Here is a 22,886-nt window from a genome sequence, read left to right as displayed (position 1 = left end):
GCCAATGGCACCTTTTTTGTTGTTTTAAAACTATGCCGATACCGATTAGAAATGGTATTGAGCAATCACAGAGTAAGTGTCTTGATCGACGCCTTTCACACCGTATTTATTGGTCCACAGATCGTATTCGATACCCACCAATAATTTATTGGCTTGATGATCACCGAACAGGCTCTTACCGAGATCGTATTTTAGCTGTGGGTTGAAATGGAAGTTTTCCTCGTAGCCGTTATCGTCGGTGGCAAATACCCAGTCGATAAAGCCATCGAGTACTATGTTGGCAGATCCAACAGGGATATCGATACGAAATACAGGAGTGAACTGCCAGCCGTCACTATTGTTACCAGTGCTCATACCATCGCGGCGATAGGTGTTAAAGTTAAGATAAGTGAAGTATGGTACTGCTACGTCAACCCCTAAACCGTAAAGTAAGCTGTGGACTGGGCCTTCACCTTCTTCATAGGTTAACGCTAGAGACAAGTCTGTTACTGGGCCAAAGGCGATTTTCTCGCCGAGGATTTTGCTGGCACTGAAACGCGGTGAAATTTCACCATAGGTAGTGCTTTGCATGCCCGTGTCGTTACCTTTGAAATAGATAAAATCTTGGAAGGCAAACCAATCACCGTATTTCCAGCCGCCAGCCGTTTCTAAGGTGATAGTGGCTTGTTTATCTGATGGCGCTAAATCGTAGTCTTCGCCATAGAGGGCTGTTGCACTGAAATCCCACCACTGTACTAAGTCACCCGCAAATGCTTGAGGAGAAAGCATTAGTGCTAGGCATAGGCATGTTTTTTTCATTGTTATTTCCTGTTGTATAGGTCGAAGTTTATTCGTGTCTTACTCAATCCGTTCTCTGACCTATGGCATGGTTTGATGGGTAAGTTCAAACCTAGCGCGAGTGTACGTCAAAGGACTTGCTCAAAAGTGGGGGCAATATATGCAAAAATTTACATTTATTCAAAGTTTTTATCGAATGTTGTTGTCAAAATCACATAATCATTAGTGAGGAATTTTATTTTTAGATAATTGATTTTTAATGTTTTTTATTGTTATTGCGCCGCTTGTGGATTGGGGGGGGCTATCTTTTTGAATTGATTATACTTAATTTTAAAACAACCTAACGGCTTTCGTGGGCGGATATGGGAGAATGAGGATTAAGTCATAGGTGATTGAGTGTGCGTTTTGATAGGGTAAATTTTGACATATTATGTCGATTATCCGAAACTCTGCTGTTATAGTGCAGTAAAGGACACTCTCATTTCAGGGGGAAATATGGAGTTTTCAAATCCGATTTTAGTGTGGGCAGTGATTGGTTTAGTGTTAATGCTCGCCGAAATAGTGGTGCCAGGTGGCATAATAGTGTTGCTGGGTGCGGCTTGTTTAGTCGTGGCAGGTGCGTTAGGCATAGGACTGGTCGAAGGTGTCGTGCAGAGCATGACCCTGTGGTTTATCTCTGCCATTGTGTTGTTATTGGCTTTCAGACAAGTCACTCAGAGGCTCGTTGGTGGTGATTCCCATGTTGATAACACGGATGAAGCAATCGAACTATACAATCAAATTGTTCGCGTAAAGCAGACCATAGGTCCTGGGCAAACACCTGGGCGGGTGGAGTTTCAAGGTAGTGAATGGCCAGCGCTTGGCAATGGCAGCATTATCGAGGCGGGTACCGAAGTCAGAATTATTTGTCGTGAAAATATCGCTCTAGTCGTTGAGCCTATTTCAATAGAAGCTTCCAAAAACTAAAGGATGGAATCTATGTTTGTATTTACCTTAGTCATTTTATTTATCTTTTTTATTCTTTATAAGTTGATGTTAATTGTGCCGATGCGTGAAGTGCATGTCATTGAGCGTCTTGGCAAATTCCGCGCAGTATTAAGCCCTGGATTTCATTTTTTGATCCCTTTTTTCGATCGCGTCTCCTACCGTCACGATACCCGTGAGCAAGTATTAGATGTGCCGCCACAGAGTTGTATCTCCAAAGATAACACTCAACTTGAAGTGGACGGCTTGGTCTACCTAAAAGTGATGGATGGCAAATTGGCGAGTTATGGTATTGAAAACTACCGTAAAGCAGCGGTGAATTTAGCCCAGACCACTATGCGATCTGAAATCGGTAAGCTGAGTTTGAGTGAGACTTTCTCTGAGCGTGATAGCTTAAATGAATCAATCGTGCGGGAAATAGATAAGGCTTCCGAGCCATGGGGAATCAAGGTATTGCGCTATGAAATTCGTAATATCACGCCTTCACGCCATGTGATCCACACTCTTGAGAAGCAGATGGAAGCTGAGCGTCGTAAACGTGCCGAAATTACCTTAGCGAATGCCGAAAAAGCCGCGATGATCAATATGTCTGAAGGTGAGCGCCAAGAGGCCATTAACCTGTCAGAAGGTCAAAAACAGAAACGGATTAATGAAGCTAAAGGTACAGGTCAGGAGATCGCTATCATAGCCAAAGCAAAATCCGAAGGTATGGCAATGATCTCGCAAGCATTAGCCGTCAATGGCGGTACAGATGCGATGAATATGCTATTAAAAGAACAGTTTATTGCTCAAGTTGGCAAGATCCTCAATGATGCACAAGTCTCTGTTGTTCCCGCTGAAATGGCAAAACTTGAAGGTTTCTTCGAAGGCATGGAGCAAGTCACTCAGACTATGAGTGGCCAGAATAATCTTGGCAAAGGAGCGCGATAATGAATATTCCAGTAGATACAGATTTGATTGTGATGGCGATTTGGGGCCTGATATTTGCCATTTTTGTGATTAAACTATTTCAATCGATCCGCCTAGTACCCACTAAATCGGCTTTTATTGTTGAGCGTTTAGGTAAGTATCACAGTACGTTAGATGCAGGGTTCCATACCTTGATCCCCTTTGTGGATAAAGTGGCTTTTATTCATGATTTGAAAGAAGAAACCATTGACGTACCACCGCAGGAATGTTTCTCGAGCGACGAAGTAAACGTTGAAGTGGATGGGGTGATTTATATCTCTGTGACTGACCCAGTGAAGGCCAGCTATGGTATTACTGATTATCGTTATGCAGCAATTCAGTTGGCGCAAACGACGACGCGCTCTGTCATCGGGACACTTGATCTTGATCGTACGTTTGAAGAGCGTGATGTGATTTCAGCCAAGGTAGTGCAAGTCTTAGATCAAGCGGGTGCCATGTGGGGAATACGCGTGCATCGTTATGAAATTAAAAATATTACACCACCTGAAACCGTTAAAAATGCCATGGAAATGCAAGTAAATGCCGAGCGTGAGCGCCGTGCATTATTGGCTAAGAGTGAAGGTGACAAACAGAGTAAAATTAACCGTTCTGAAGGGGTTAAAGCTGAAACGGTAAACCGTTCTGAAGGTGAGATGCAGCGCCGGATTAACGAAGCCGAAGGTAAGGCTGAGGAAATTTTAACCATTTCCCGTGCGACGGCAGAATCGATTGAACGTCTCGCCTCTGTTATTGCCGCACCGGGTGGTCACAATGCCCTGCGGATGCAACTCGGTGAGCAATACTTTAAACAGCTCGATGGCTTAAGCCAGAAGAATAGTCGAGTCGTATTGCCGGGTAATATGGTGGATTTCGATTACTGGATGAATAGCATAGGCTTAACGGAAGAAAAACCGAGCTAAGGCTGTGGTTAAAATCTGAAACTAGCTAGTTCATTAAGGTCAAATACTCAGGTGTTTGGCCTTATTTTTTGGCTGAAATTTGATTCTGTGTGATGGAGAGTGGGTGGGTTAGACAGCTTCTGTTGAATGAACCGCCAGAAGCTGCAGTTGGGCATAGTTAAATTTTTCATTGAATGGAAGGCTAATAAGCTAGGCGTTCATGAATTTGGGAATGGGCGTGGGTTTCAATGAGCTTGGCAATTTGGTTTTGTTCTAATTGCTGAAGCGCAGAAATTTCGTCATAAATCTTGTCTTGAACATCCAGTGGCATGCGCACATGTTCCATAAACATCCTAATTCCCAGCATGTCGCCACTCTTGAACAATTGGCTGAATTCGGTGGCTTCTATCTCGATTAATGCATTCATAATACTTCACCCTGAGGTTGGATTTGACACAGATACAGCGGTTTTGCTGTTAATTAAGAGATACGCCTAAGTTTGATCTAGGTCAATTAAACTGCATATTAATCTTTCTTAATAAAGAATTTTGTTGTTTACAAATAATGGGTTATAAATTTAGTAGATCAGCAAATTTGAAATGAGTTGTTGTTTAAAACTGACTTTTTATGGGCGGGCAGAGTCAATGAGTGAGCCATGTTATACGGACAAAAAAATAGCGACGAGCGATAAAACGCTGGCCGCTATTTATTCTTAATAGTCTATCAGGAGTAGGCTAAAGCCTTATTTAGGAATCGCCAGAATCTGGCAACCATTAATTCCCGCTTTTTGCAGTGTATGACGTTTACGCTCTGCATCACGTTTACGCTCGAAGGGGCCTAAAGCAACCTTGTACCATACGCCGGTTGTACCTTCGACTTGTCTCACTTGCGCCTCTAAACCTTGGAAAGCGATGACAGCTTTCATCTCGTTCGCCTGTGATTCTTGGCGGAAAGAAGCACACTGCAACTGATATTGCATCGGTGTTCTGCTCGCAACAATATCGGGAATATCGACCTCAACATGCTTATTTTCAAGCTCGTTGAGATAGGTCCATTCTTCCTTTGGTTGTGGTGGCAGAGCATTAGGATCCTTCTTTGGCGGAACAATAAGCTCAGCAGTTTCAGTTGTCTCTACTGGGATAACGACCGCTTGGCGTTCAGGTTCTTTGACCTTAGGAGTAAGCACTGCTGTCTCTTGAGGCTTAACTTGTACTTCCGTTTTCTTGGCTGGAGCGGGTATCGGCTTCACTTCTTGCTTAGCATTATCTTTAATGCTTGACAGGAAATAGACGAAACAACCCACAGCGAGTATGACAAAGCCTATCAAGGTCAGCGGCAGCTTCTTACGCGGCGCCGATTTAGATTGTGAAGGCTTTGCTCGAGTTGGGCGAGTCGCGCGGATTGGGCGCGGTTTAGCGCCCGACTGCGGCCTTCTATTGGCATAATCGCGATTACTCATGGCTTACATCCGCTCTAAGGTTTCAATACCGAGTAGATTTAGGCCTTTTTGTAACGTACGAGCCGTCAGTTGCGCAAGTAATAAACGGCTGTTCTTTTGCGCATCATTATCGGCGGCAAGTACTGGACAAGCTTCGTAGAAGCTAGAGAAAGCACCCGCTAATTCATATAAATAAGCACACAGTACGTGCGGCTGACCTTTATCGACAACACGATTGAGGATCTCACCGAACTGCGCCAACTTATTACCAAGATCTTTCTCTTTTTCATGCTCAAGCACGATTTTCGCTTGGCTGAGATCCAGATCGGTTACTCGCTTGAATATGCCCGCAACACGGGTGTAAGCGTACAGCAGGTAAGGTGCGGTATTGCCTTCGAAGCTGAGCATTTGTTCAAAGCTGAAAATGTAATCGCTGGTACGGTTTTTCGACAAATCAGCATATTTAACGGCGCTGATCCCAACGACACGGGCGATTTCAGTCAGCGTGGCTTCATCCATATCAGGATTTTTGCTACGAACGAGTTCTAGCGCGCGCACATTGGCTTCTTCTAACAGGTCAACTAACTTAACGACACCGCCGCTACGGGTTTTGAATGGACGGCCATCTTCGCCGTTCATAGTGCCAAAACCTAAGTGTTCTAATGACATATCTTCACGGACAAACTTAGCCAGTTTCGCTAGGCTAAAGACTTGTTGGAAATGCAGTGCCTGACGTAGGTCAACAAAATACAGGACACGATCGGCCTTTAACACGTTCGAGCGGTAGCGCATTGCCGCAAGATCTGAGGTGGCATACAAATAGCCGCCATCGGCCTTTTGGATGATAACAGGCAATGGCTCACCTTCTTTGTTGCGGAAGGCTTCTTGGAATACGACTTTAGCGCCGTTACTTTCGGTTAATAAACCTTGGGCATCTAAATCTTTAACCACTTGCTCGAGATCGGCGTTATAAGCACTTTCACCGTGTACATCGGCGCGGGTCAGGCTCACACCTAAACGGGCGTAGACTTCATGGCAGTGGCTTAACGAAATGTCGTTAAATTCGCGCCACAGTTTGTTGCAATACTCGTCGCCAGATTGCAGTTCAACCACTAACTGACGAGCGCGGGTGGCGAATTCTGCTGATTCGTCGAAACGCAGTTTAGCGGCACGATAAAAGTTTTCTAAATCAGACAGTTCAAGTTGAGCTTCTTCACCATTTTTGGCACGCAGCTCTTCCATATAGGCCAGCAACATACCAAATTGTGTGCCCCAGTCGCCCACATGGTTTTGACGGATAACTTTGTGGCCTAAAAACTCCAATGCACGCACAACACTGTCACCAATGATGGTTGAACGCAGATGGCCTACATGCATTTCTTTGGCGAGGTTGGGTGAAGAGTAATCGACAACAACGGTTTGTGGTGTCGGTAACTTAATGCCTAAATGCTCATCGTTGACGGCATTTTGCAGTTGATCTGCTAAGGCGCTGTCGTTGATGAAAAAGTTGATAAAGCCTGGTCCTGCAATTTCAACCTTAGCCACAAAAGCCGAAGCCGGTAAGGTATCTATGATCAGTTGGGCTAATTCGCGTGGATTCTTGCCTGCGACTTTGGTTAGCATCATGGCTAAGTTGGTTGCCAAGTCGCCATGACTCTTATCCTTGGTTCGATCTACCTGAATGCGTGCTTCAAAGTCAGCAGGCACAATACCTTGTTGTTTAAAGGATTCTAGAGTTTGTTCAAGTAATGATTGGATATGTGATTTCATGGGTTCTAATCGGCACTAACTTTAAGAGTGAATACAGGGAATAACCGCATATTTTAGCCGTTTGTGGTTAACAATTGCTATCTTCCCGATGATTTTTTATCAAATGATTGTGAAATACTCGACTCAGAGGAGATCCTGCGGATCTCTGTCTAAGCTCCATCGGCAGCGTTTAGCTTCGATAAGTTGTTCTACAAGCGGATGAATACGTTCAAACTCTTGTTGCAAGCGATTGCGGTTTTTAGCTTGGAATAAGAGTTGGCGGCGGAACTTGCCAGCTTTTTTATCTAAGGGCGCTGGCATAGGACCAATCACCTCAAATTCTTTATCTTGTGGCAAAAGCGCTGCAAAGGCGTTGAGAAAGTTATCGGCATCACTGGCTAAATGCGCTTCGGCGCGCACCAACACCATGTGCCATGCTGGCGGCAGCAGTGCCTGTTGACGTTCTTTGAGCTGGCTGCGAGCAAACTCGCCATAACCGCGGTGCAGCAAATCCCGCAAAATGGGATTGTCGCTCTGGTGAGTTTGCAATAATACTGTGCCGGGTTTACTGGCGCGCCCTGCACGACCTGCAACTTGGGTATAGAGTTGCCCAAAACGCTCAGGTGCGCGGAAGTCGGCACTAAATAAGGCGCCATCGACATCGAGTAACCCAACAAGCGTCACATCAGGGAAGTGATGGCCTTTAGCCAGCATTTGCGTGCCGACGAGGATTTTATATTCCCCCTTATGAATCGCATTTAAGTGGGTTTCTAATGAGCCTTTTAGGCGGGTCGTATCACGGTCGATGCGCACTACTGGATGTTTCGGAAACTCCTGTTGCAGCGCTTCTGCGAGCTGTTCTGTGCCTATGCCTTGGCCCATCAACATAGTGCTGCCACATTTGTGACACTGCTTGGGGATGGCGTATTGATTGCCACAATGGTGACAGCAAATTTCGCCAAGGGATTGATGTACAGTGAAAAACGCGTCGCAGCGGTCGCATTCGTGTAAGTGCCCACACTCGTGGCAAAGCAGGGCTGGTGCGAAGCCGCGGCGATTGAGAAACAACAAGACTTGGTTGCCTGCGTCTAAATGCAGGCGGATTTCGTTCAGTAACGGCACTGACATACCGGCTTTCAGCGGCATATTTTTAATATCGATAATGCCTTGGCGCACTTTTTTAGCCGCACCTGCGCGTTCACCCAGTTGTAAATGATGGTAACGGCCGCTTAAGGCATTTTGTAGACTTTCGAGTGAGGGCGTCGCTGTGCCCAAAATCACCGGAATCGCTTCTAAATGGCCACGCATAACTGCCAAGTCGCGGGCATGATAACCAACACCTTCCTGTTGCTTGAAGCTACTGTCGTGTTCTTCATCGAGTATGATGATGCCGGGATACGCCATAGGTGTGAACAAGGCTGAGCGGGTGCCGATAATGATTGCAGCCTGACCACAGCGGGCTTGGCGCCATGCTTCGAGTCTCTGATTGTCGGTTAACCCTGAATGCAAAATGGCAACATTGACTTTGAAACGGCGCTTAAAGCGATTGATTGTCTGGGGTGTTAAGCCGATTTCAGGCACTAAAATTAACGCTTGTTTGCCTTGCTTGAGGATTTCTTCGAGTACAGCAAGATAGACTTCCGTTTTACCCGAACCGGTAATGCCTTCTAATAAAGTACAGTGATATCCTTGTTGCAGATTTAAAGTGGCAACGGCGACGGCTTGTTCTTTATTGAGTTTATGTGGCGTTTCGTCCATTTCGAGTGTGGTGCGCCAGTCGAGGTTAAGCTCGGCAATTTTTTCATGGCGTGCCACCCAGCCTTTATCTTCTAGGGCTTTAAGCGCCGCTTTACTGATGTCTAAGCTGATAACCTCTTCTTGGGTTAAGCTGGCGGTTTTGAGTAACTCGAGTAGTTTTTTCTGTGCGGGTGCGCGTTTAACCACTTCGGGCGCAATATTTTGGCCTATTTCAGTTAATTGCCAGAATTGGATTTTTTGTGGCGCGGCATCGAGCCCTTTGCGAAGGGCCACTGGTAAGGCTTGGGTTAGCATCTGCCCTTGGCTGCAAAAATAGTATCTCGCGGCCCAAAGAGTTAATTTATAAAGTGATTCAGGCAGTAAAGGTTTATCGTCGATAAACTCGAGCACAGACTTAATTTGCTTTGGGGCTAAGCTGCAAGACTCAGTGATACCTGTGACTAACCCGATCAATTGTTGACGACCGAAGGGAACTTTAACGCGCACACCTATTTGCGGTGTACTAGGATAGGATTCGGGTACGCGGTAGCTAAAGGTTTGCCGCATAGGCACAGGTAACGCAACTTCGACAAACAATGACATATGCAGGCAAGTCTTAGACAAGAATGTGGTTTAGTGTACTCAGCGCGGCTGGCTAGGGCTAGCCCTAATGATGGTTTACCAAGGATAGTTGAGAGTAAATAAATGGCTAATATAGTGAAATCATTAGGTCTACTTGCTTTGGTGTGCAGCGCACCTAGCATGGCACAAGTCTCCCATGTGAGCATTAATAGCCGGATGTTTGAATTAGGCGCTTACCCTAAACTCAGGGTGAATGTGATCGCAGACAATCAAGATATGTCGCGCTTAGAGTTTGTCGTGCAGCAAGCTAGCGGCGAAGAAAGGTTAATGGTTGAGGAGATTAATCGCTTTTTAGTTTTACTCACTGGCGTTGAAGATGTGAAGGATAGCAGCGCTAAACTCTTAGTGAGAGAGTATCGCCTTGACCGATGGTATGACGTCAAAAGTATCAATTTATTCGGTGCGGCTAAACCGGCCTCTGCCGCGTTAACGACAAAAGCGGTTTCGGACACTAAAAATACCACCACAGCGGGCGCCCCAAAAAGTGCGGATAAAGTGGGCATTAAGCCTGTAAAAGTGGTGGTAGAATCAAAGCCACTTGAAGAGGTAACGCCCGCAGTGACTGTTGCTACTGCTGCAAATACCCAATCCAAAGTACCAACGGTAGAAGTGGTGACTGGCTTTAAATTTCCTGAAGCCGCGAATAAACAAAATACGTCGGCTACTGAGATAAGCGCCTTCGCTAAAACCTCTGAGACGATTGCTGTTGAAAAAGGGGCTGTTGAAAACGCTGCAACTGAAACTGTGGTTCCCGAAATAGTGAAAACGGCAAATAATGAGCAAAAACAGAATATTGCTGAAACGGCCTCACAGACGCCCGAACATTGCCAGTTAACGTATCTTGCTGGCGAGACGTTGTGGCGTATCGCTAATCGATATGCCAAGGATTGGGATGTGAGTGTATATGGCGCTATGTTGGCGATTTATGAGGCAAATCCTGTGGCTTTCTCGAAGAATAGAATCAATGCACTCAAGAGCAATGCGGTGCTATCTTGTCCTTCGAAAATGATTTTGGATCAGCATTCTGATGCTAAAGAGGCGCGGGCGGTATTTGAGGCTAAAGAAGCGGGAAAATAAGCCGCTTAACTAAAGTCAAAATAGACACGGATTAACCGGCAAACGCTCAGATAATCTACTTGTATCCCTTGTAGGTATGCTGTACCATTCTGCGCCCTAAACATATTGTTATTAACATGCATGTGGTGTCCGACTACGGGTTGGAAGAGCGACATGGCCTTACACTTTTGAGGTAACCCCAATGAAACCAGGTATCCACCCAACATACGCTATCATCACTGCAAACTGTACTTGTGGTAACGTTATCAAAGTAAACTCTACTGCTGGTAAAGATCTGCATTTAGACGTATGTGGTGCTTGTCACCCATTCTACACTGGTACACAAAAAGTTGTTGATACCGGCGGTCGTATCGACAAATTCAACAAGCGCTTCGCAGTGCTTGCAAAGAAATAATTGCGATTGCAATTTTTCTAGAAAAGGCGCCTATGGCGCCTTTTTGCTTTTTGTTATTCGTCGATTTTCTTTATTCCGCTTATTCTACATATCTAGCTGGTACGACTTCACTCAATAAATCGTCAACTTATTCTGTATTGAGAGTTCAAGTGTATAATTCGACTTATTTATAGCAATTAACTATAAGATAAATATGCTAGTCGCCATATATTGTAATTTAACCAACATTTTTGAGATTAAGTCGCTACAACTAGCGCAGTAACTACAAAATATATGTTTGTTTCCTACAAAACATATTAAGAAATGCAGCTTTATTATAGGAGATAAGTTTATAAAACTAAGCTTAGAGGGTCTATTTGGTGGCTAAAGTGAAATTTATGAATCTCTTATTTATAAATTCCCCTTATTGGCGTATCTTACCCCGACCAGCCAGACTATTGACATCACCCTTTGGTGAGACTAGATGTGTGTTGGTAGGTCTTACTCTCATCAATTATAAATGTCGCATTTCAGGATTTTAAAATGTCAGATATTCGTCAACAAGCACTCGATTATCATGAATTTCCCATACCAGGCAAAACCGCAGTTTGCCTTACCAAACCCGCCGAAACGAGTCACGATCTCGCCCTAGCTTATAGCCCTGGTGTGGCTGAGCCAGTACGCGAAATCGCTGCAGATCCTGACAATGCGTATCGTTATACCAATAAAGGTAATACGGTTGCCGTGATTACCAATGGTACGGCTATCTTAGGTTTAGGGAATTTGGGCCCTTTGGCTTCTAAACCTGTAATGGAAGGTAAAGCATTATTGTTCAAGCATTTTGCGAATATCGATTCGACAGATATTGAGATTACGCATAATACGCCTGAGGAATTTATCAATACTGTTGCTGCGATTGCTGACACTTTTGGTGGTATCAATCTTGAAGATATTAAAGCGCCCGAATGCTTTGTTATCGAACGTGAATTGATTGCTCGTTGTAAAGTGCCTGTATTCCATGATGATCAACACGGCACCGCAATCGTGACTGCGGCGGGTATGATCAATGCGCTGGAAATTCAAGGCAAGTTGATAAGCGACGCGACTTTTGTGTGTATGGGCGCGGGTGCTGCTGCCATCGCTTGTATGACTATGCTGGTAAAATGCGGTGCGAATCGCGCCAACATTTACATGCTAGACACTAAAGGTGTTATTCATTCTGGCCGTACAGATCTTAATGAATATAAAGCACTCTTTGCGAATGATACCGAGAAACGCACGCTTCTTGATGTTATTAAAGGCGCAGACGTATTTTTAGGTCTATCAGGTCCTGACGTCATTGGTGCAGAAGAAGTCGCGCTGATGGCTGATAAGCCAGTGATTTTTGCGTGTTCTAACCCAGATCCTGAAATCAAACCTGCACTTGCTCATGCAACACGTAGTGATTTGATCATGGGTACGGGTCGTAGCGACTATCCAAACCAAGTGAATAACGTATTGTGTTTCCCGTTTATTTTCCGTGGTGCATTGGATGTGCGTGCGTCTTGCATTAATGATGAGATGAAAATTGCGGCAGTTCATGCAATTGCATCACTGGCAAAAGAGTCAGTGCCTGCGAGTGTACTGAAGGCTTACCCTAATGTGACGTCGCTGAGTTTTGGCCCAGAATACGTGCTGCCAAAACCTATGGACCCACGTTTATTGCCAAATGTTGCCCGTGCTGTTGCACAAGCGGCTATCGACTCTGGTGTGGCTGCGATCACCACTTTACCTAAATACGCCGACTAGGCTAAAAGTGGTAAAAACATTAAAAAGAGGCTAATTAGCCTCTTTTTTGTTTTTAAGTGGACATTAAAGTCACAGCGTCTTAGTTGCCTTTTAGGTTATGCTACTGAATAATCAACGGACAACTTTTGTTGAACTCCTGTTAAAATCGCACAAATAATTATAATAATCCTGCAGGATAGCGGATAGATGAAATTCACCCGAATGTTAACTACAAAATTAACCAGCTTTTGGTTAATGTCATTAGCCGCTATCGCCTTCGTATTTTTGCTGAGCGCTATGATGAGTTTCGTGCAGCTGACCTATAAATTTCAGCAGCAAAAAGTAGCTGAACTCGAAACTATGTTAGTCGATCAGTTCCAACACCAACCTGATTGGGAGCTAGAAGCTTGGCTACCTCCCATGCTGCTTGCTTACAATGCCGTTAATTTTCGGTTGACCTTGAAAGATGAAGTGTTATTTGCCTATGAAGGCAACCTTTCTACGCAAAATGCGATGGTGTATGACCATGTGCTAGAGCCGACATCAGGCTTGCGTATGCAGTTAACCTTGACTCAGCCCTTCGAGCATTACACTTTCAGTTGGTATGAAATTCTGATTTTGTTGGTCGGTATCTTAGCCGTGGCTGCCTTAGTGCGTTTTGGTTATTTATGGTTTTCACAGCAGCTCGATGGCATTGAAGAATTAGCCTTACGTAGTCGATTGATTCTGCAAGGTAAGCATGAGCAAGCTCTCGCTACCCCCGGAAATGGTAAACCAAGGCTGATTAACCGTGCTTTGACTAAGTTGTTAGAAGAGTTACAGGACGCACAAAAGGAGCGGGGGCGTTTCGACAAATTCATCCGTTCTAATACCTTTCTCGATGCAGAAACGCGCATTGGTAACCGACTCTTTTTGAATAATCGTCTCGACGCCCTTAGTCATAATCAGGCTATGCTTGCCCACGGGGTGATCTATTTATTAGAAATGGATGATCTGGATTTATTGCAGCAATCCCAAGGTGAAGCAGTGACGAAAGAGCTATTAAACTCGACTGTTAATGCGATAAGTCAATTGCTGCAAACTCAAGCTAATAGTATTTTTGCCCGTCGCTCCCATAATCAATTTGCCATAGTCGTGCCGCAAATCTCCTTAATTGAAGCGGATCAATTTGCCAGCAAATTACTCAAGATATGTCTAAGCCAGCCTTTGCCTGATGTTGAGAATAGCGATAACTTTTTCCACCTCGGATGCGCTTATTTTACCGCAGGCGATAATGCGGCTCAGTTAATTGAAGAAGCCGATATGGCTTTGAGGGCGGCACAATTACAGGGTAATAGTAATTGGTTTATGTACGACAAAGGCGCGATTGATGAAGAGTTTGCCAAAGGCTCAGTGCGTTGGCGAAGCTTTTTAGAAAACGCGTTAGTGCAAAGGCGATTTTTCCCCTTTAGCCAGCCGATAATTGATTCAGATGGTAATGAGCACCATAAAGAGATATTTACGCGGGCTCGGGATAATCAGGGGGCGTTAATCCGTGCCACACTGTTTATTCCTATGGCGAATAAATGTGGCTTAATGCCACAGGTCGAACGGCAAATTATTGAGCGGGTATTGTTATTATTGTCGAATGAATTAGCAGACGGCATATCGAATGCTCAAACAGTTAAGAAATCAGCGCCGCAGATATACAGTATTAATCTGAGTTTGGATTCGCTAATGAGCCGAGCCTTCACTCAATGGCTAAAAACGACGCTATTAGAATATCGCCATCTAACCACGCGACTGATTTTCGAAGTGTCTGAAGATATCGTTATTCAACATCAAGAAAAGTTGCAGCCTAAATTAGATATGATCCGTAAAATGGGCGCGAGATTATGTGTCGATCATGTGGGTCAGCAGGTTGTCGGTACTTATTACATTCGCGAATGCCATTTTGATTTAATTAAGTTACACAGATCCATCGTGCGTCATATTCATTTACGGCCAGAAAACCAATTATTTATCCGCAGTTTGATTGGCGGTTTATATCGAACGGAAGTACAAGTCTGCGCCGAAGGGGTAGAAGTCTTTGAAGAGTGGCAGACACTGCAAATCCTCGGTGTTGGCGCAGCGCAAGGAATGTATTTCAGTGAACCCATAGAGGCTAAGTAGGGGAAGTTCAGTGTTTGGGTGATTAATGTCGTCTTAGAGACAAATAGATCCTATTATTCACGTATTTATCTATAAAATACGAGCGTTTGCGGCTAAACTAGCCAGTGCCAAAAATATGACGTTTGCGGTTTTTATTCTGTATCGAGCAGGTCATAGGTCAAGGAGCACTGGAGAGTGGAGTGACAGGAAGTTTGTGCGAAAGAGACTGCTCAAGCTTTTAAATTCAGTTGGTTATAGGCATCTTTATGGAAAAAAGTCTTATAGGTCGATTAGCCTTTTGGCAGAAGAGAACAGAACCGACTAGCCTTGGTGTCTATGTCTGCGCCGATAAATTATGGGTTTACGCACCTGCCCAAAAAGAAAATGCTGAGCAGTGGTTACCCTTTGAGCTGAAAGATGAGCACTGGTCATTGGCGTTTGCTGCTGTGGCTAAATCCTTTCCCAATGCACAGTTACAGCTGATTTTGGCTTCAGGCCTTTATCAATTACTGCTGACCGATAAACCGAATGTCGATACTGTCGAATTATCCCAAGCCTTGTTGTGGTCAATTAAAGACATGGTCACGCTACCTGTACCGCAAATCCATTTGGATTACTTTGAGTCACCCATTCCGAGTAATAAAATCAATGTTGTGGTGGTGGATAAAGCTAAGTTAGTGAGTATGGTGCAGGCCATTCATGAACAAGATTTACAGCTTTTCGGTATTAGTATCGAAGAGTTAGCCGTGACTAACCTATTTAATGATGACAACCAAGCGCGTCTGGTGGTAAGCCATAATCCCGGTCAAGAATTGCTACTGACTGTGGTTAAGCAAGGTCAGCTGTATATGCAGCGTCGCGTGCGCGGATTTACTCAATTGGATAAGACTCAAGCGGATGAGTTAAGTTATGGCATGGCAGACAATTTAAGCTTAGAAATTCAGCGTTCTATGGATTATTTTGAAAGTCAATTGAGACAGGCTCCGGTATCTTCTATCGAACTCCTCGCCGATGGTGCCGTGGATACTTTAGCTAAGTTAGTCTCGGCAAACTTCAATCAAGCTGTGAATGTCATTGATAAAAGCTGTGTTGGCGCGCGAATGGCGGGATTAGCCTTTGCTGAATTTTATCGAGGTACTGAGTGATTAAATACCGAGTCAATCTTTACACTCCTTCATTATTGCCCCCGAAGCAAAGATTAACCTTTGCGCGTTTAAGTGTTTACGCCTTGGTTTTTGTGAGCTTATTTGCGGTTTTAGGTGGTTATAGCTACTGGCAAGTCAGTGAGTTACAACAGGCCCAGCAATTCGCTGCCCAACAAAAGCAGCAATTCGATACCCAAAAACAGGCATTAGAAGCACAAATTGCTGCGCGTAAACCCGATGCCGATCTTGTTGCGCGAGTCGATTTAGCGGCACAACAGTTAGAGCTGAAGCAATTACTCATGGGAGAATTGAGTCTTAGGACTTCTTTAACTAGCCGTGGTTTTGCGCCAGTTCTTAAAGATTTAGCCGTCGTGTCGGATGCGAGTGTTTGGCTTAGTCATATCGTCATTAATGAGCAAGATTTTATGTTCGAAGGTTTTGCCGACCATCCTCAAAGCATTCCGCAGTGGATTGGCAAACTCAAAACTACGCAGACTTTAAAGGGGCAAGCTTTCTCGTCGATGAGCATGGATCGCGGTGAAGATAAACCTTTGGCCTTTACCTTGAAAAGCGATAACAAGGAGGAAGCCGCGCAATGAAGCAAAAGTTAGCCCAATTAGGACAACAGTTTGATGCGCTAAGTCGCCGTGAGCGAGTGTTGATCTCAGTCGCCATTCTGGCCGTGGTCGGCATGCTGAGTTATTTACCCTTAGAGTCCCTGTGGAAAACCCATGTGGCTGTTTCACAACAGCTAAAAGCTTTAGAGCAGGAAAACGCGATTTCGGCTCAGCAGATTGACTTGTATCAGCAACGTTTAGCGTTAGATCCCAATCAAGATTACCAACAGCGTTTAGTGCTGTTGCAGCAACAGAATCAAGCCCTAGATGCCCAGCTCGATGAGCAGATGGTGGATATGGTGCCGGCAGACTATATGCCGCAGTTGCTGGGTAATTTACTAGGACAAGTGCAAGGGATTAAATTAATTAAGTTTATGTCGATAGCGCCCATCCCTTTATTACCTGTGGGTGAAGAGAAAAAACTCAATCTATATAGTCATGGTATTCGTTTGAGTCTAGAGGGTGATTATTTTTCTGTGTTGCGCTTTGTGGAAGCCGTTGAGGCCATGCCAGATAAACTTTATTGGAAGCGTCTCGACTATAAAGTTGCGGAATATCCAAAAGCGACAGTTGAGATTGAACTTTATACCTTGAGTATTAATAAGGACTTTATCAGTGTTTCTAAATAAGTCTTATATTATCAGTATGTTGTTATTGGTTAGTAGCACTATGGTGTCTGCTGAATCGCTGCGCGATCCGACTTTGCCCGGTAAAGGCTTTGCTGTGCAGGGTCATGCGAGTCAAACGCAGGATCAGGCGCTTGTACTTAACAGCATAGTAAGCTCAGGAAACACGGCTTATGCTGTGATAAATAACAAGATATTGTCAGTTGGTGACAGCGTTCAGGGGCTGAGTATCGTTAAAATTACCCCCACTTATGTATCGCTGTCCGATGGACGGAAATTGACATTGTTTCAAGCAATAACAGAGAGATAGGGAATACACCTCAGATGAAAGCGATTAAATACTTTACACCTCTGCTCTCACTTTGCCTTGTGGCGTGTCAGACCACAAATAGGCCACAGCCGGAGGCGAGTAAGGCAGAATTAGCGACCTCAATGGCGACGGCAACGGCATCAACTACGCCACCGCCTGCGACTATGCCGGACGCGGTTCAGCGCGAATTGAATTCAGGCGCATTACTATCAGGTTTGACCCCCACGTTGGAAACTGAGCGTCGTTTCGATGTATCAGCCCACGATGTTGATGCTAAAGTATTTTTTCCAAGCTTAGTTCAAGGTACACCGCTGAGTGTTGCCGTACATCCTGACGTGCAAGGTACGATTTCATTATCCCTTAAAGGTGTGACGTTAACTGAAGCAATTCAAGTGGTTGAAGATATCTACGGCTACGAAGTCAGTCGCGAAGGGCGCATCCTAAGAGTGTTTCCTGCTGGGATGCGTACCGAGACGTTTCCGCTGAATTATCTCTATATGGAACGCGATGGCTTATCTGTGACGTCAGTGAGTTCAGGACGGATTTCGGATAGCAATAATTCCAATAGTAATTCGAACAATAACAATTCAAACAATAGCGGCTCGAATAATAACAATAACTCGAACAGCAGTAATGGCAATAACTCGAGCAGTAATGGCGGTAGCGATAGTAGCAACGGTACTTTTATCCGTTCGCGTACTAAGACAGATTTTTGGGGAGAGTTAAAAGAGACATTATCCTCGATAATCGGCGAAACGGGTGGCGGTCGTCAGGTTGTTGTTACTCCGCAGGCGGGTTTAGTGACCATTCGTGCTTTTCCTAGTGAATTACGCCAAGTGCGTACTTTCTTAAATTCCGCAGAAAGTCATTTGCAACGCCAAGTGATTTTAGAAGCGAAGATCCTTGAAGTCACATTATCCGATGGTTATCAGCAAGGTATCCAATGGGATAATGTGCTGGGACATGTTGGCAATACTAATGTGAATTTTGGTACATCAGCGGGCCCAGGTTTAAGTGATAAAATCACCTCGGCTATGGGTGGCGTTACTTCGTTGAGCATTAAAGGTTCTGACTTTACGACCATGATCAACCTATTAGATACCCAAGGTGATGTGGATGTACTGTCTAGCCCAAGGGTCACTGCATCGAATAACCAAAAAGCCGTAATTAAAGTGGGTTCCGATGAGTACTTTGTCACCGACGTTTCTTCGACCACAGTTGCGGGAACAACACCTGTGACCACTCCGCAAGTCGAGCTTACGCCGTTTTTCTCGGGCATAGCCTTAGACGTTACGCCGCAAATTGATAGTGACGGCAATGTGTTACTGCATGTGCATCCATCTGTTATCGATGTAAAGGAGCAGAGAAAAAATATCAAAGTGAGTAATGAATTGCTGGAATTACCCTTAGCTCAGAGTGAAATTCGTGAGTCTGATACTGTCATCCGCGCGGCTTCCGGTGATGTGGTGGTGATTGGTGGTTTGATGAAGAGTGAAAACATCGAAGTGGTATCGCAAGTACCTTTGTTGGGTGATATTCCTTTCCTAGGTGAATTGTTTAAAAACCGTAGTAAGCAGAAGAAGAAAACCGAGCTTATTATTCTGTTAAAACCTACGATAGTCGGTGCCGACACTTGGAAAACGGAGCTGCAACGTTCTAAGACCTTATTAGATCGTTGGTATCCGGAGACAAAGTAAGCTTCTATGTATCAGAAGCATTTTGGCCTAAGCCAACCTCCATTTTCACTGACACCCAATACCGGATTTTTTTTCGGCCTGTCGCCACACGTGGAAGCCTTGCAAGTCTTGCAAACCGCGCTGCAAACGGGCGAGGGCTTTATCAAGGTGACAGGGGAAGTGGGGACAGGTAAAACGTTGATTTGCCGCAAGCTCATTAACGAATTGCCGAGTCAGTTTCATTGCGCATATTTGCCTAATCCTTATCTCACTCCTACTGAATTACGCTGGGCGGTAGCGAGTGAGTTGGGCCTTAAATACACCAGCAATATCGACCAGCAGCAACTCACTGGACTTATTCAACAGCAGCTTTTAGCCTTGAGCGCCCACGGGCACGCCATCGTATTGGTACTCGATGAAGCGCAGGCATTGCCGGACGACAGTCTTGAGGCGCTGCGGTTATTCACTAATCTGGAAACCGAGACACGCAAATTATTACAGGTAGTGTTATTTGGGCAACCCGAGCTCGATGACAGGCTTAAACGCCAAGAATTTAGGCAATTAAGACAGCGTATTACTTTTAGCTACAACCTTCGCCCACTAACATGGGATGAAACCGACGCTTATCTTCGCCACCGATTAGCCATAGCAGGGCGTGCGGGCGAACCACTCTTTACATTACGGGAAACACGTCAGATAGCCTATGCGTCCCGAGGGATCCCCAGATTGATCAATATTCTTGCCCATAAAGCCTTGTTATTGAGTTTCGGCGAAGGCGCTACTCGTGTGCAAACCTCCCACGTTAAAGCCGCAATTCAAGACACCGAAGATGCAAGTGTTCGCCGATTATTATCGTGGAAATGGTTGCCTTTTTTCACTTTGATGACAGTGGCTTTCGGTTTGGGATTACAACACTTTTTCAGGGGTGTTGTATGAGCGTGATCAACAAGATGCTGCAGGATCTCGACAAGCGTCAGCAGGGGCATGAGCTCAGCAACGTGGCTCAACCGCAGGTGCAATATTTAGCTCGCAGGCGGGCTCCGTTTAACGGGCTGCTGCTCTGTGGTGTGTCATTGCTATTCGGTGGCGGCGCGGTTTATGGCTGGCAACTTTTCATGGCAAAGCCTGCTGAAGCGACTATTTCGGCTCAAACAAATGGGCAAAATGAATCTACTCAGACTCAAATCGAGCCTGTGCAGGTAGACAAGATTACTTCGAGGCAGCCTTCAGCAAGCGTCGACGTCGTCGAAGAACCGCTTAACGTTGCGACTATGCAGGAGTTTACGACTAAGAGTGAAGAGCTTGAACCCAGTGTCGACGACGTTGTACTTAATCAGCCGCAAGAATTTGAATCAGAAAACGAGGTTGAACAAGAGTCACAACGGCAACAAGATGACAGCTCAGCACTCGCAGATGACCTAGTCGAGCCAAGCCATTCACAGTCAAATCGTGCCACATCGAGCGTGCGAAGCGCCGAGGTCACTGCTGCCGCACCCTCTGCATTAATGATGTCAGAACGTGCCAGTGTTGCCGCCGATAATGAACTTAACGCGAGCAATGAGCTTAAAGTACAAGAAGTTAAAGCAGATGCTGGCGCTAATCGACTCATGCCCCAAGAGCAAGGGCAAATGGCGATTACTGAGGTGAAGTTGACCCCAAAGCAGCTGGCGCAGAAGCGGTTCACATTAGCGAATGAGGCTGAAAGGGATGGCAAACTCAAAGATGCCATTAGTTATTATGAGCAAACATTAGGCTTTGATCCCAGTATGCATGAAGCGCGCAAGCAGTTAGCTGCGCTGCATTATGGGCAAGGTCAATTAGCCAAAGCCAGTGAAGTGTTACAGCAAGGCATGCTGTTATTCCCACAGCAGTTAGACTTTGCCTTATTGCTTGCTCGGGTTCAGCAAGCCTCTGGCCAGGCTGATCTCGCATTAGTGACGTTAGCTAACATACCTGACACGCATCCGCTGGCGAGACAAAAGTGGATGGCACAATCGGATTTGGCGCAAAAGTTAGGGCAGTTTTCGTTGTCAGAACAAGCCTATAGACAATTATTACAACAAGAACCTCAACAGGCTAAATGGTGGATGGGGCTGGCCTATGCGCTCGATTCGCAGCAGCAATTTCCCCAAGCACGCCAAGCCTATCGGACTGCATTAGGCCATAGAGGCTTATCGGCGCAGGCGAGTGCCTTTATTGAACAACGTTTGACTCAGCTAGGAGATAGCCAATGAAACCCAGATTAAAAATGCGTTTGGGCGATCTGTTAGTTCAGGAAACCATTATTACTGAAGCGCAGTTGCAACAGGCGTTGGCTGAGCAGCGCAATACGGGCAAAAAACTGGGCCGTACTCTGATTGATTTGCAATCGATTACCGAACATCAGTTACTGCAGTTCTTGTCGCAACAATTGAATGTGCCTTTGCTGGATATCAGTAAAATGCCAATCCCTGCGGAAGTGGTGCATCTTATTCCTGAGGTGCAAGCACGACGTTTCCGCGCTTTAGCGGTTGAAGACAGGGGCGATAGCGTATTGGTTGCAATGAGCGACCCCGCGGATTTGCAGGCGCTCGATCACCTCGAAATGCTTATCGCACCTAAGCGTTTGAAGTTAGCGGTAGCGCCCGAGCAGCAACTGCTGCAAGCGTTTGATAACTTATATCGCCGTACAGACCAAATTGCCCAGATCGCCGGTAAGCTCGAAGAAGAATACGCCGCCGATGAGATGTTCGATTTAGCCAGTCTGACTTCGGGTGACAGTGACAATGAAACCACAGTGGTTAAGTTGTTGCAGTCGATTTTTGAAGATGCGGTGCAAATGCGCGCCTCGGATATTCATATCGAACCCGGTGATAAAGCCTTACGTATTCGCCAGCGTATCGATGGTCAGCTACATGAAACGATTCTGAATGAAGTTAATATTGCTGCCGCTTTAGTATTGAGACTTAAGTTGATGGCAGGTCTCGATATTTCCGAGAAACGTTTGCCGCAGGATGGTCGTTTCCATATGGAAATCAAAGGTCATCATATCGATGTGCGTATGTCGACTATGCCGATTTACCACGGAGAATCTGTGGTGATGCGTTTGCTCGATCAATCGGCGGGTTTATTGACCTTAAACGAAACCGGTATGCCGCCTGCTATTTTGGCGCGTATTCGTAAACAGATTAAACGTCCCCACGGCATGCTACTGGTCACAGGTCCAACGGGTAGCGGCAAAACGACCACCTTGTACGGTATTTTGAGCGAGCTCAATACCGCCGACCGTAAGATCATCACGGTCGAAGATCCGGTCGAGTATCAATTGCCGCGGATCAACCAAGTACAAGTTAACCATAAGATTGGCTTAAACTTTTCAAATGTATTACGCACCACCTTACGTCAAGACCCCGATATCATCATGGTGGGGGAAATGCGTGACCAAGAAACCGTGGAGATTGGCCTTAGGGGCGCATTAACGGGTCACTTTGTGCTATCGACCTTGCATACCAACGATGCGGTCACCAGTGCGCTGCGTTTACTCGATATGGGCGCTGCGAGTTATTTAGTTGCTAGTGCCTTAAGGGTGATTATTGCCCAGCGTTTAGTGCGCCGAGTCTGCCATAACTGTGGGGTAGAGTATCAACCGACACCGCAGGAAAAAGCCTGGCTGAGTAGTGTGAGTCGCAAAGATTTTACCCATGCAAACTTTAGAATTGGCACGGGTTGCCAGAGTTGTAATGGCAGTGGTTATCGTGGGCGGATCGGTATTTTTGAAATCCTCGAGCTAGACGAAAAGATGATCGATGCGATGCGTACTGGTAATCCGCAGGATTTTGCCAGAGCCGCGTTGCAGAGCCCTAACTTCACCCCACTCGCAGAGTCTGCTTTGCAATATCTGAGCGAAGGCATGACGACGATTGAAGAGGTTGCTAAGTTGGTGGAAGACGTGAGTGAATCTCAGATACCTTTGTCGAAGGATATTATCAGCCAACAAGGCGTTGAGGCGTAA

20 protein-coding genes are annotated in these 22,886 nt (G+C 45.4%); 15 read left to right on the top strand and 5 right to left on the bottom strand.

Annotated elements, in window-relative coordinates; all coding sequences use genetic code 11:
• Positions 1-45: 45 nt before the first annotated feature.
• Positions 46-798 carry an outer membrane protein OmpK gene (locus tag L5M71_RS08300; RefSeq protein ID WP_219253753.1) on the bottom strand — a complete coding sequence of 251 codons (753 nt, stop codon included), beginning with the start codon at positions 796-798 and terminating at the stop codon, positions 46-48.
• A gap of 474 nt (positions 799-1,272) precedes the next feature.
• Here L5M71_RS08300 and L5M71_RS08295 point away from each other — a divergent pair, with 474 nt between their 5' ends.
• Genes L5M71_RS08295 through L5M71_RS08285 form a run of 3 tightly spaced genes read left to right on the top strand, consistent with a single transcriptional unit; the run spans position 1,273 to position 3,629 of the window.
• Complete coding sequence (locus L5M71_RS08295; RefSeq protein WP_263192939.1) at positions 1,273-1,743, top strand: NfeD family protein; 471 nt, start codon at positions 1,273-1,275, stop codon at positions 1,741-1,743.
• Between the two features lie 12 nt (positions 1,744-1,755).
• Positions 1,756-2,691, top strand: coding sequence for an SPFH domain-containing protein (locus L5M71_RS08290; protein WP_105251260.1), 936 nt, complete (start codon positions 1,756-1,758; stop codon positions 2,689-2,691).
• Positions 2,691-3,629 carry an SPFH domain-containing protein gene (locus L5M71_RS08285; RefSeq protein ID WP_181800857.1) on the top strand — a complete coding sequence of 313 codons (939 nt, stop codon included), beginning with the start codon at positions 2,691-2,693 and terminating at the stop codon, positions 3,627-3,629. Before L5M71_RS08290 ends, L5M71_RS08285 begins: the two co-directional genes overlap by 1 nt.
• Positions 3,630-3,810: 181 nt before the next feature.
• On the opposite strand, the gene L5M71_RS08280 is transcribed toward L5M71_RS08285, so the two are convergent.
• The 4 genes from L5M71_RS08280 to priA form a co-directional block, all read right to left on the bottom strand.
• On the bottom strand, positions 3,811-4,035 hold the full coding sequence (locus tag L5M71_RS08280; protein WP_006083282.1) for a hypothetical protein: 225 nt from the start codon (positions 4,033-4,035) through the stop codon (positions 3,811-3,813).
• Positions 4,036-4,350: 315 nt separating this feature from the next.
• A complete protein-coding gene (locus L5M71_RS08275; RefSeq protein ID WP_168825699.1) occupies positions 4,351-5,067 on the bottom strand; it encodes an SPOR domain-containing protein in 717 nt (238 codons plus the stop codon).
• 3 nt (positions 5,068-5,070) lie between these two features.
• On the bottom strand, positions 5,071-6,816 hold the full coding sequence (gene argS, locus L5M71_RS08270) for an arginine--tRNA ligase (protein ID WP_105251263.1): 1,746 nt from the start codon (positions 6,814-6,816) through the stop codon (positions 5,071-5,073).
• Between the two features lie 123 nt (positions 6,817-6,939).
• Positions 6,940-9,135, bottom strand: coding sequence for a primosomal protein N' (gene priA, locus L5M71_RS08265; protein WP_105251264.1), 2,196 nt, complete (start codon positions 9,133-9,135; stop codon positions 6,940-6,942).
• Positions 9,136-9,237: 102 nt separating this feature from the next.
• Here priA and L5M71_RS08260 point away from each other — a divergent pair, with 102 nt between their 5' ends.
• The 12 genes from L5M71_RS08260 to L5M71_RS08205 all read left to right on the top strand — a co-directional run bounded on the left by L5M71_RS08260 (position 9,238) and on the right by L5M71_RS08205 (position 22,886).
• A complete protein-coding gene (locus tag L5M71_RS08260) occupies positions 9,238-10,251 on the top strand; it encodes a FimV/HubP family polar landmark protein (RefSeq protein WP_263206896.1) in 1,014 nt (337 codons plus the stop codon).
• A gap of 181 nt (positions 10,252-10,432) precedes the next feature.
• On the top strand, positions 10,433-10,645 hold the full coding sequence (rpmE, locus tag L5M71_RS08255; protein ID WP_063883331.1) for a 50S ribosomal protein L31: 213 nt from the start codon (positions 10,433-10,435) through the stop codon (positions 10,643-10,645).
• A gap of 522 nt (positions 10,646-11,167) precedes the next feature.
• Positions 11,168-12,412, top strand: coding sequence for a malic enzyme-like NAD(P)-binding protein (locus tag L5M71_RS08250; protein ID WP_113940091.1), 1,245 nt, complete (start codon positions 11,168-11,170; stop codon positions 12,410-12,412).
• Between the two features lie 186 nt (positions 12,413-12,598).
• Positions 12,599-14,542, top strand: a complete 1,944-nt coding sequence (gene csrD, locus L5M71_RS08245) for an RNase E specificity factor CsrD (RefSeq protein WP_263206894.1) — start codon at positions 12,599-12,601, stop codon at positions 14,540-14,542.
• Between the two features lie 245 nt (positions 14,543-14,787).
• Complete coding sequence (locus L5M71_RS08240) at positions 14,788-15,666, top strand: MSHA biogenesis protein MshI (RefSeq protein ID WP_105251268.1); 879 nt, start codon at positions 14,788-14,790, stop codon at positions 15,664-15,666.
• Positions 15,663-16,265: a fimbrial assembly protein gene (locus L5M71_RS08235; protein WP_263206892.1), complete on the top strand. Its 603-nt coding sequence runs from the start codon at positions 15,663-15,665 to the stop codon at positions 16,263-16,265. Before L5M71_RS08240 ends, L5M71_RS08235 begins: the two co-directional genes overlap by 4 nt.
• A complete protein-coding gene (locus tag L5M71_RS08230; RefSeq protein ID WP_131523452.1) occupies positions 16,262-16,912 on the top strand; it encodes an MSHA biogenesis protein MshJ in 651 nt (216 codons plus the stop codon). Before L5M71_RS08235 ends, L5M71_RS08230 begins: the two co-directional genes overlap by 4 nt.
• On the top strand, positions 16,899-17,219 hold the full coding sequence (locus L5M71_RS08225) for an MSHA biogenesis protein MshK (protein ID WP_263206890.1): 321 nt from the start codon (positions 16,899-16,901) through the stop codon (positions 17,217-17,219). Before L5M71_RS08230 ends, L5M71_RS08225 begins: the two co-directional genes overlap by 14 nt.
• A 14-nt stretch (positions 17,220-17,233) precedes the next feature.
• Positions 17,234-18,916 (top strand): pilus (MSHA type) biogenesis protein MshL, encoded by a 1,683-nt coding sequence (gene mshL / locus L5M71_RS08220; protein WP_263206888.1) that lies wholly within the window; start codon positions 17,234-17,236, stop codon positions 18,914-18,916.
• Between the two features lie 6 nt (positions 18,917-18,922).
• The gene (locus L5M71_RS08215) at positions 18,923-19,831 is read left to right on the top strand and encodes an ExeA family protein (protein WP_263201899.1); all 909 of its coding nucleotides are present in this window, start codon (positions 18,923-18,925) and stop codon (positions 19,829-19,831) included.
• Positions 19,828-21,129 carry a tetratricopeptide repeat protein gene (locus L5M71_RS08210; protein ID WP_263206887.1) on the top strand — a complete coding sequence of 434 codons (1,302 nt, stop codon included), beginning with the start codon at positions 19,828-19,830 and terminating at the stop codon, positions 21,127-21,129. Before L5M71_RS08215 ends, L5M71_RS08210 begins: the two co-directional genes overlap by 4 nt.
• Positions 21,126-22,886, top strand: a complete 1,761-nt coding sequence (locus L5M71_RS08205) for a GspE/PulE family protein (RefSeq protein WP_173247182.1) — start codon at positions 21,126-21,128, stop codon at positions 22,884-22,886. The genes L5M71_RS08210 and L5M71_RS08205 overlap by 4 nt, the downstream gene beginning before the upstream one ends.

The sequence above is a fragment of the Shewanella sp. SW1 genome (genome assembly GCF_025653545.1).
GTDB classification, from domain to species: Bacteria; Pseudomonadota; Gammaproteobacteria; order Enterobacterales; family Shewanellaceae; genus Shewanella; species Shewanella oncorhynchi.
Note: the sequence above shows the minus strand (reverse complement) of the source record. Positions and strands in the feature narration are given on the sequence as shown.

Coding starts and splice junctions, on each gene's coding strand:
- argS (WP_105251263.1), bottom strand. CDS start 6,816: ATGAAATCACATATCCAATCATTACTTGAACAAACTCTAGAATCCTTT.
- priA (WP_105251264.1), bottom strand. CDS start 9,135: ATGTCATTGTTTGTCGAAGTTGCGTTACCTGTGCCTATGCGGCAAACC.
- L5M71_RS08205 (WP_173247182.1), top strand. CDS start 21,126: ATGAAACCCAGATTAAAAATGCGTTTGGGCGATCTGTTAGTTCAGGAA.
- csrD (WP_263206894.1), top strand. CDS start 12,599: ATGAAATTCACCCGAATGTTAACTACAAAATTAACCAGCTTTTGGTTA.
- L5M71_RS08290 (WP_105251260.1), top strand. CDS start 1,756: ATGTTTGTATTTACCTTAGTCATTTTATTTATCTTTTTTATTCTTTAT.
- L5M71_RS08280 (WP_006083282.1), bottom strand. CDS start 4,035: ATGAATGCATTAATCGAGATAGAAGCCACCGAATTCAGCCAATTGTTC.
- L5M71_RS08275 (WP_168825699.1), bottom strand. CDS start 5,067: ATGAGTAATCGCGATTATGCCAATAGAAGGCCGCAGTCGGGCGCTAAA.
- L5M71_RS08240 (WP_105251268.1), top strand. CDS start 14,788: ATGGAAAAAAGTCTTATAGGTCGATTAGCCTTTTGGCAGAAGAGAACA.
- L5M71_RS08250 (WP_113940091.1), top strand. CDS start 11,168: ATGTCAGATATTCGTCAACAAGCACTCGATTATCATGAATTTCCCATA.
- L5M71_RS08260 (WP_263206896.1), top strand. CDS start 9,238: ATGGCTAATATAGTGAAATCATTAGGTCTACTTGCTTTGGTGTGCAGC.
- L5M71_RS08210 (WP_263206887.1), top strand. CDS start 19,828: ATGAGCGTGATCAACAAGATGCTGCAGGATCTCGACAAGCGTCAGCAG.
- L5M71_RS08230 (WP_131523452.1), top strand. CDS start 16,262: ATGAAGCAAAAGTTAGCCCAATTAGGACAACAGTTTGATGCGCTAAGT.
- L5M71_RS08295 (WP_263192939.1), top strand. CDS start 1,273: ATGGAGTTTTCAAATCCGATTTTAGTGTGGGCAGTGATTGGTTTAGTG.
- L5M71_RS08285 (WP_181800857.1), top strand. CDS start 2,691: ATGAATATTCCAGTAGATACAGATTTGATTGTGATGGCGATTTGGGGC.
- L5M71_RS08215 (WP_263201899.1), top strand. CDS start 18,923: ATGTATCAGAAGCATTTTGGCCTAAGCCAACCTCCATTTTCACTGACA.
- mshL (WP_263206888.1), top strand. CDS start 17,234: ATGAAAGCGATTAAATACTTTACACCTCTGCTCTCACTTTGCCTTGTG.
- L5M71_RS08300 (WP_219253753.1), bottom strand. CDS start 798: ATGAAAAAAACATGCCTATGCCTAGCACTAATGCTTTCTCCTCAAGCA.
- rpmE (WP_063883331.1), top strand. CDS start 10,433: ATGAAACCAGGTATCCACCCAACATACGCTATCATCACTGCAAACTGT.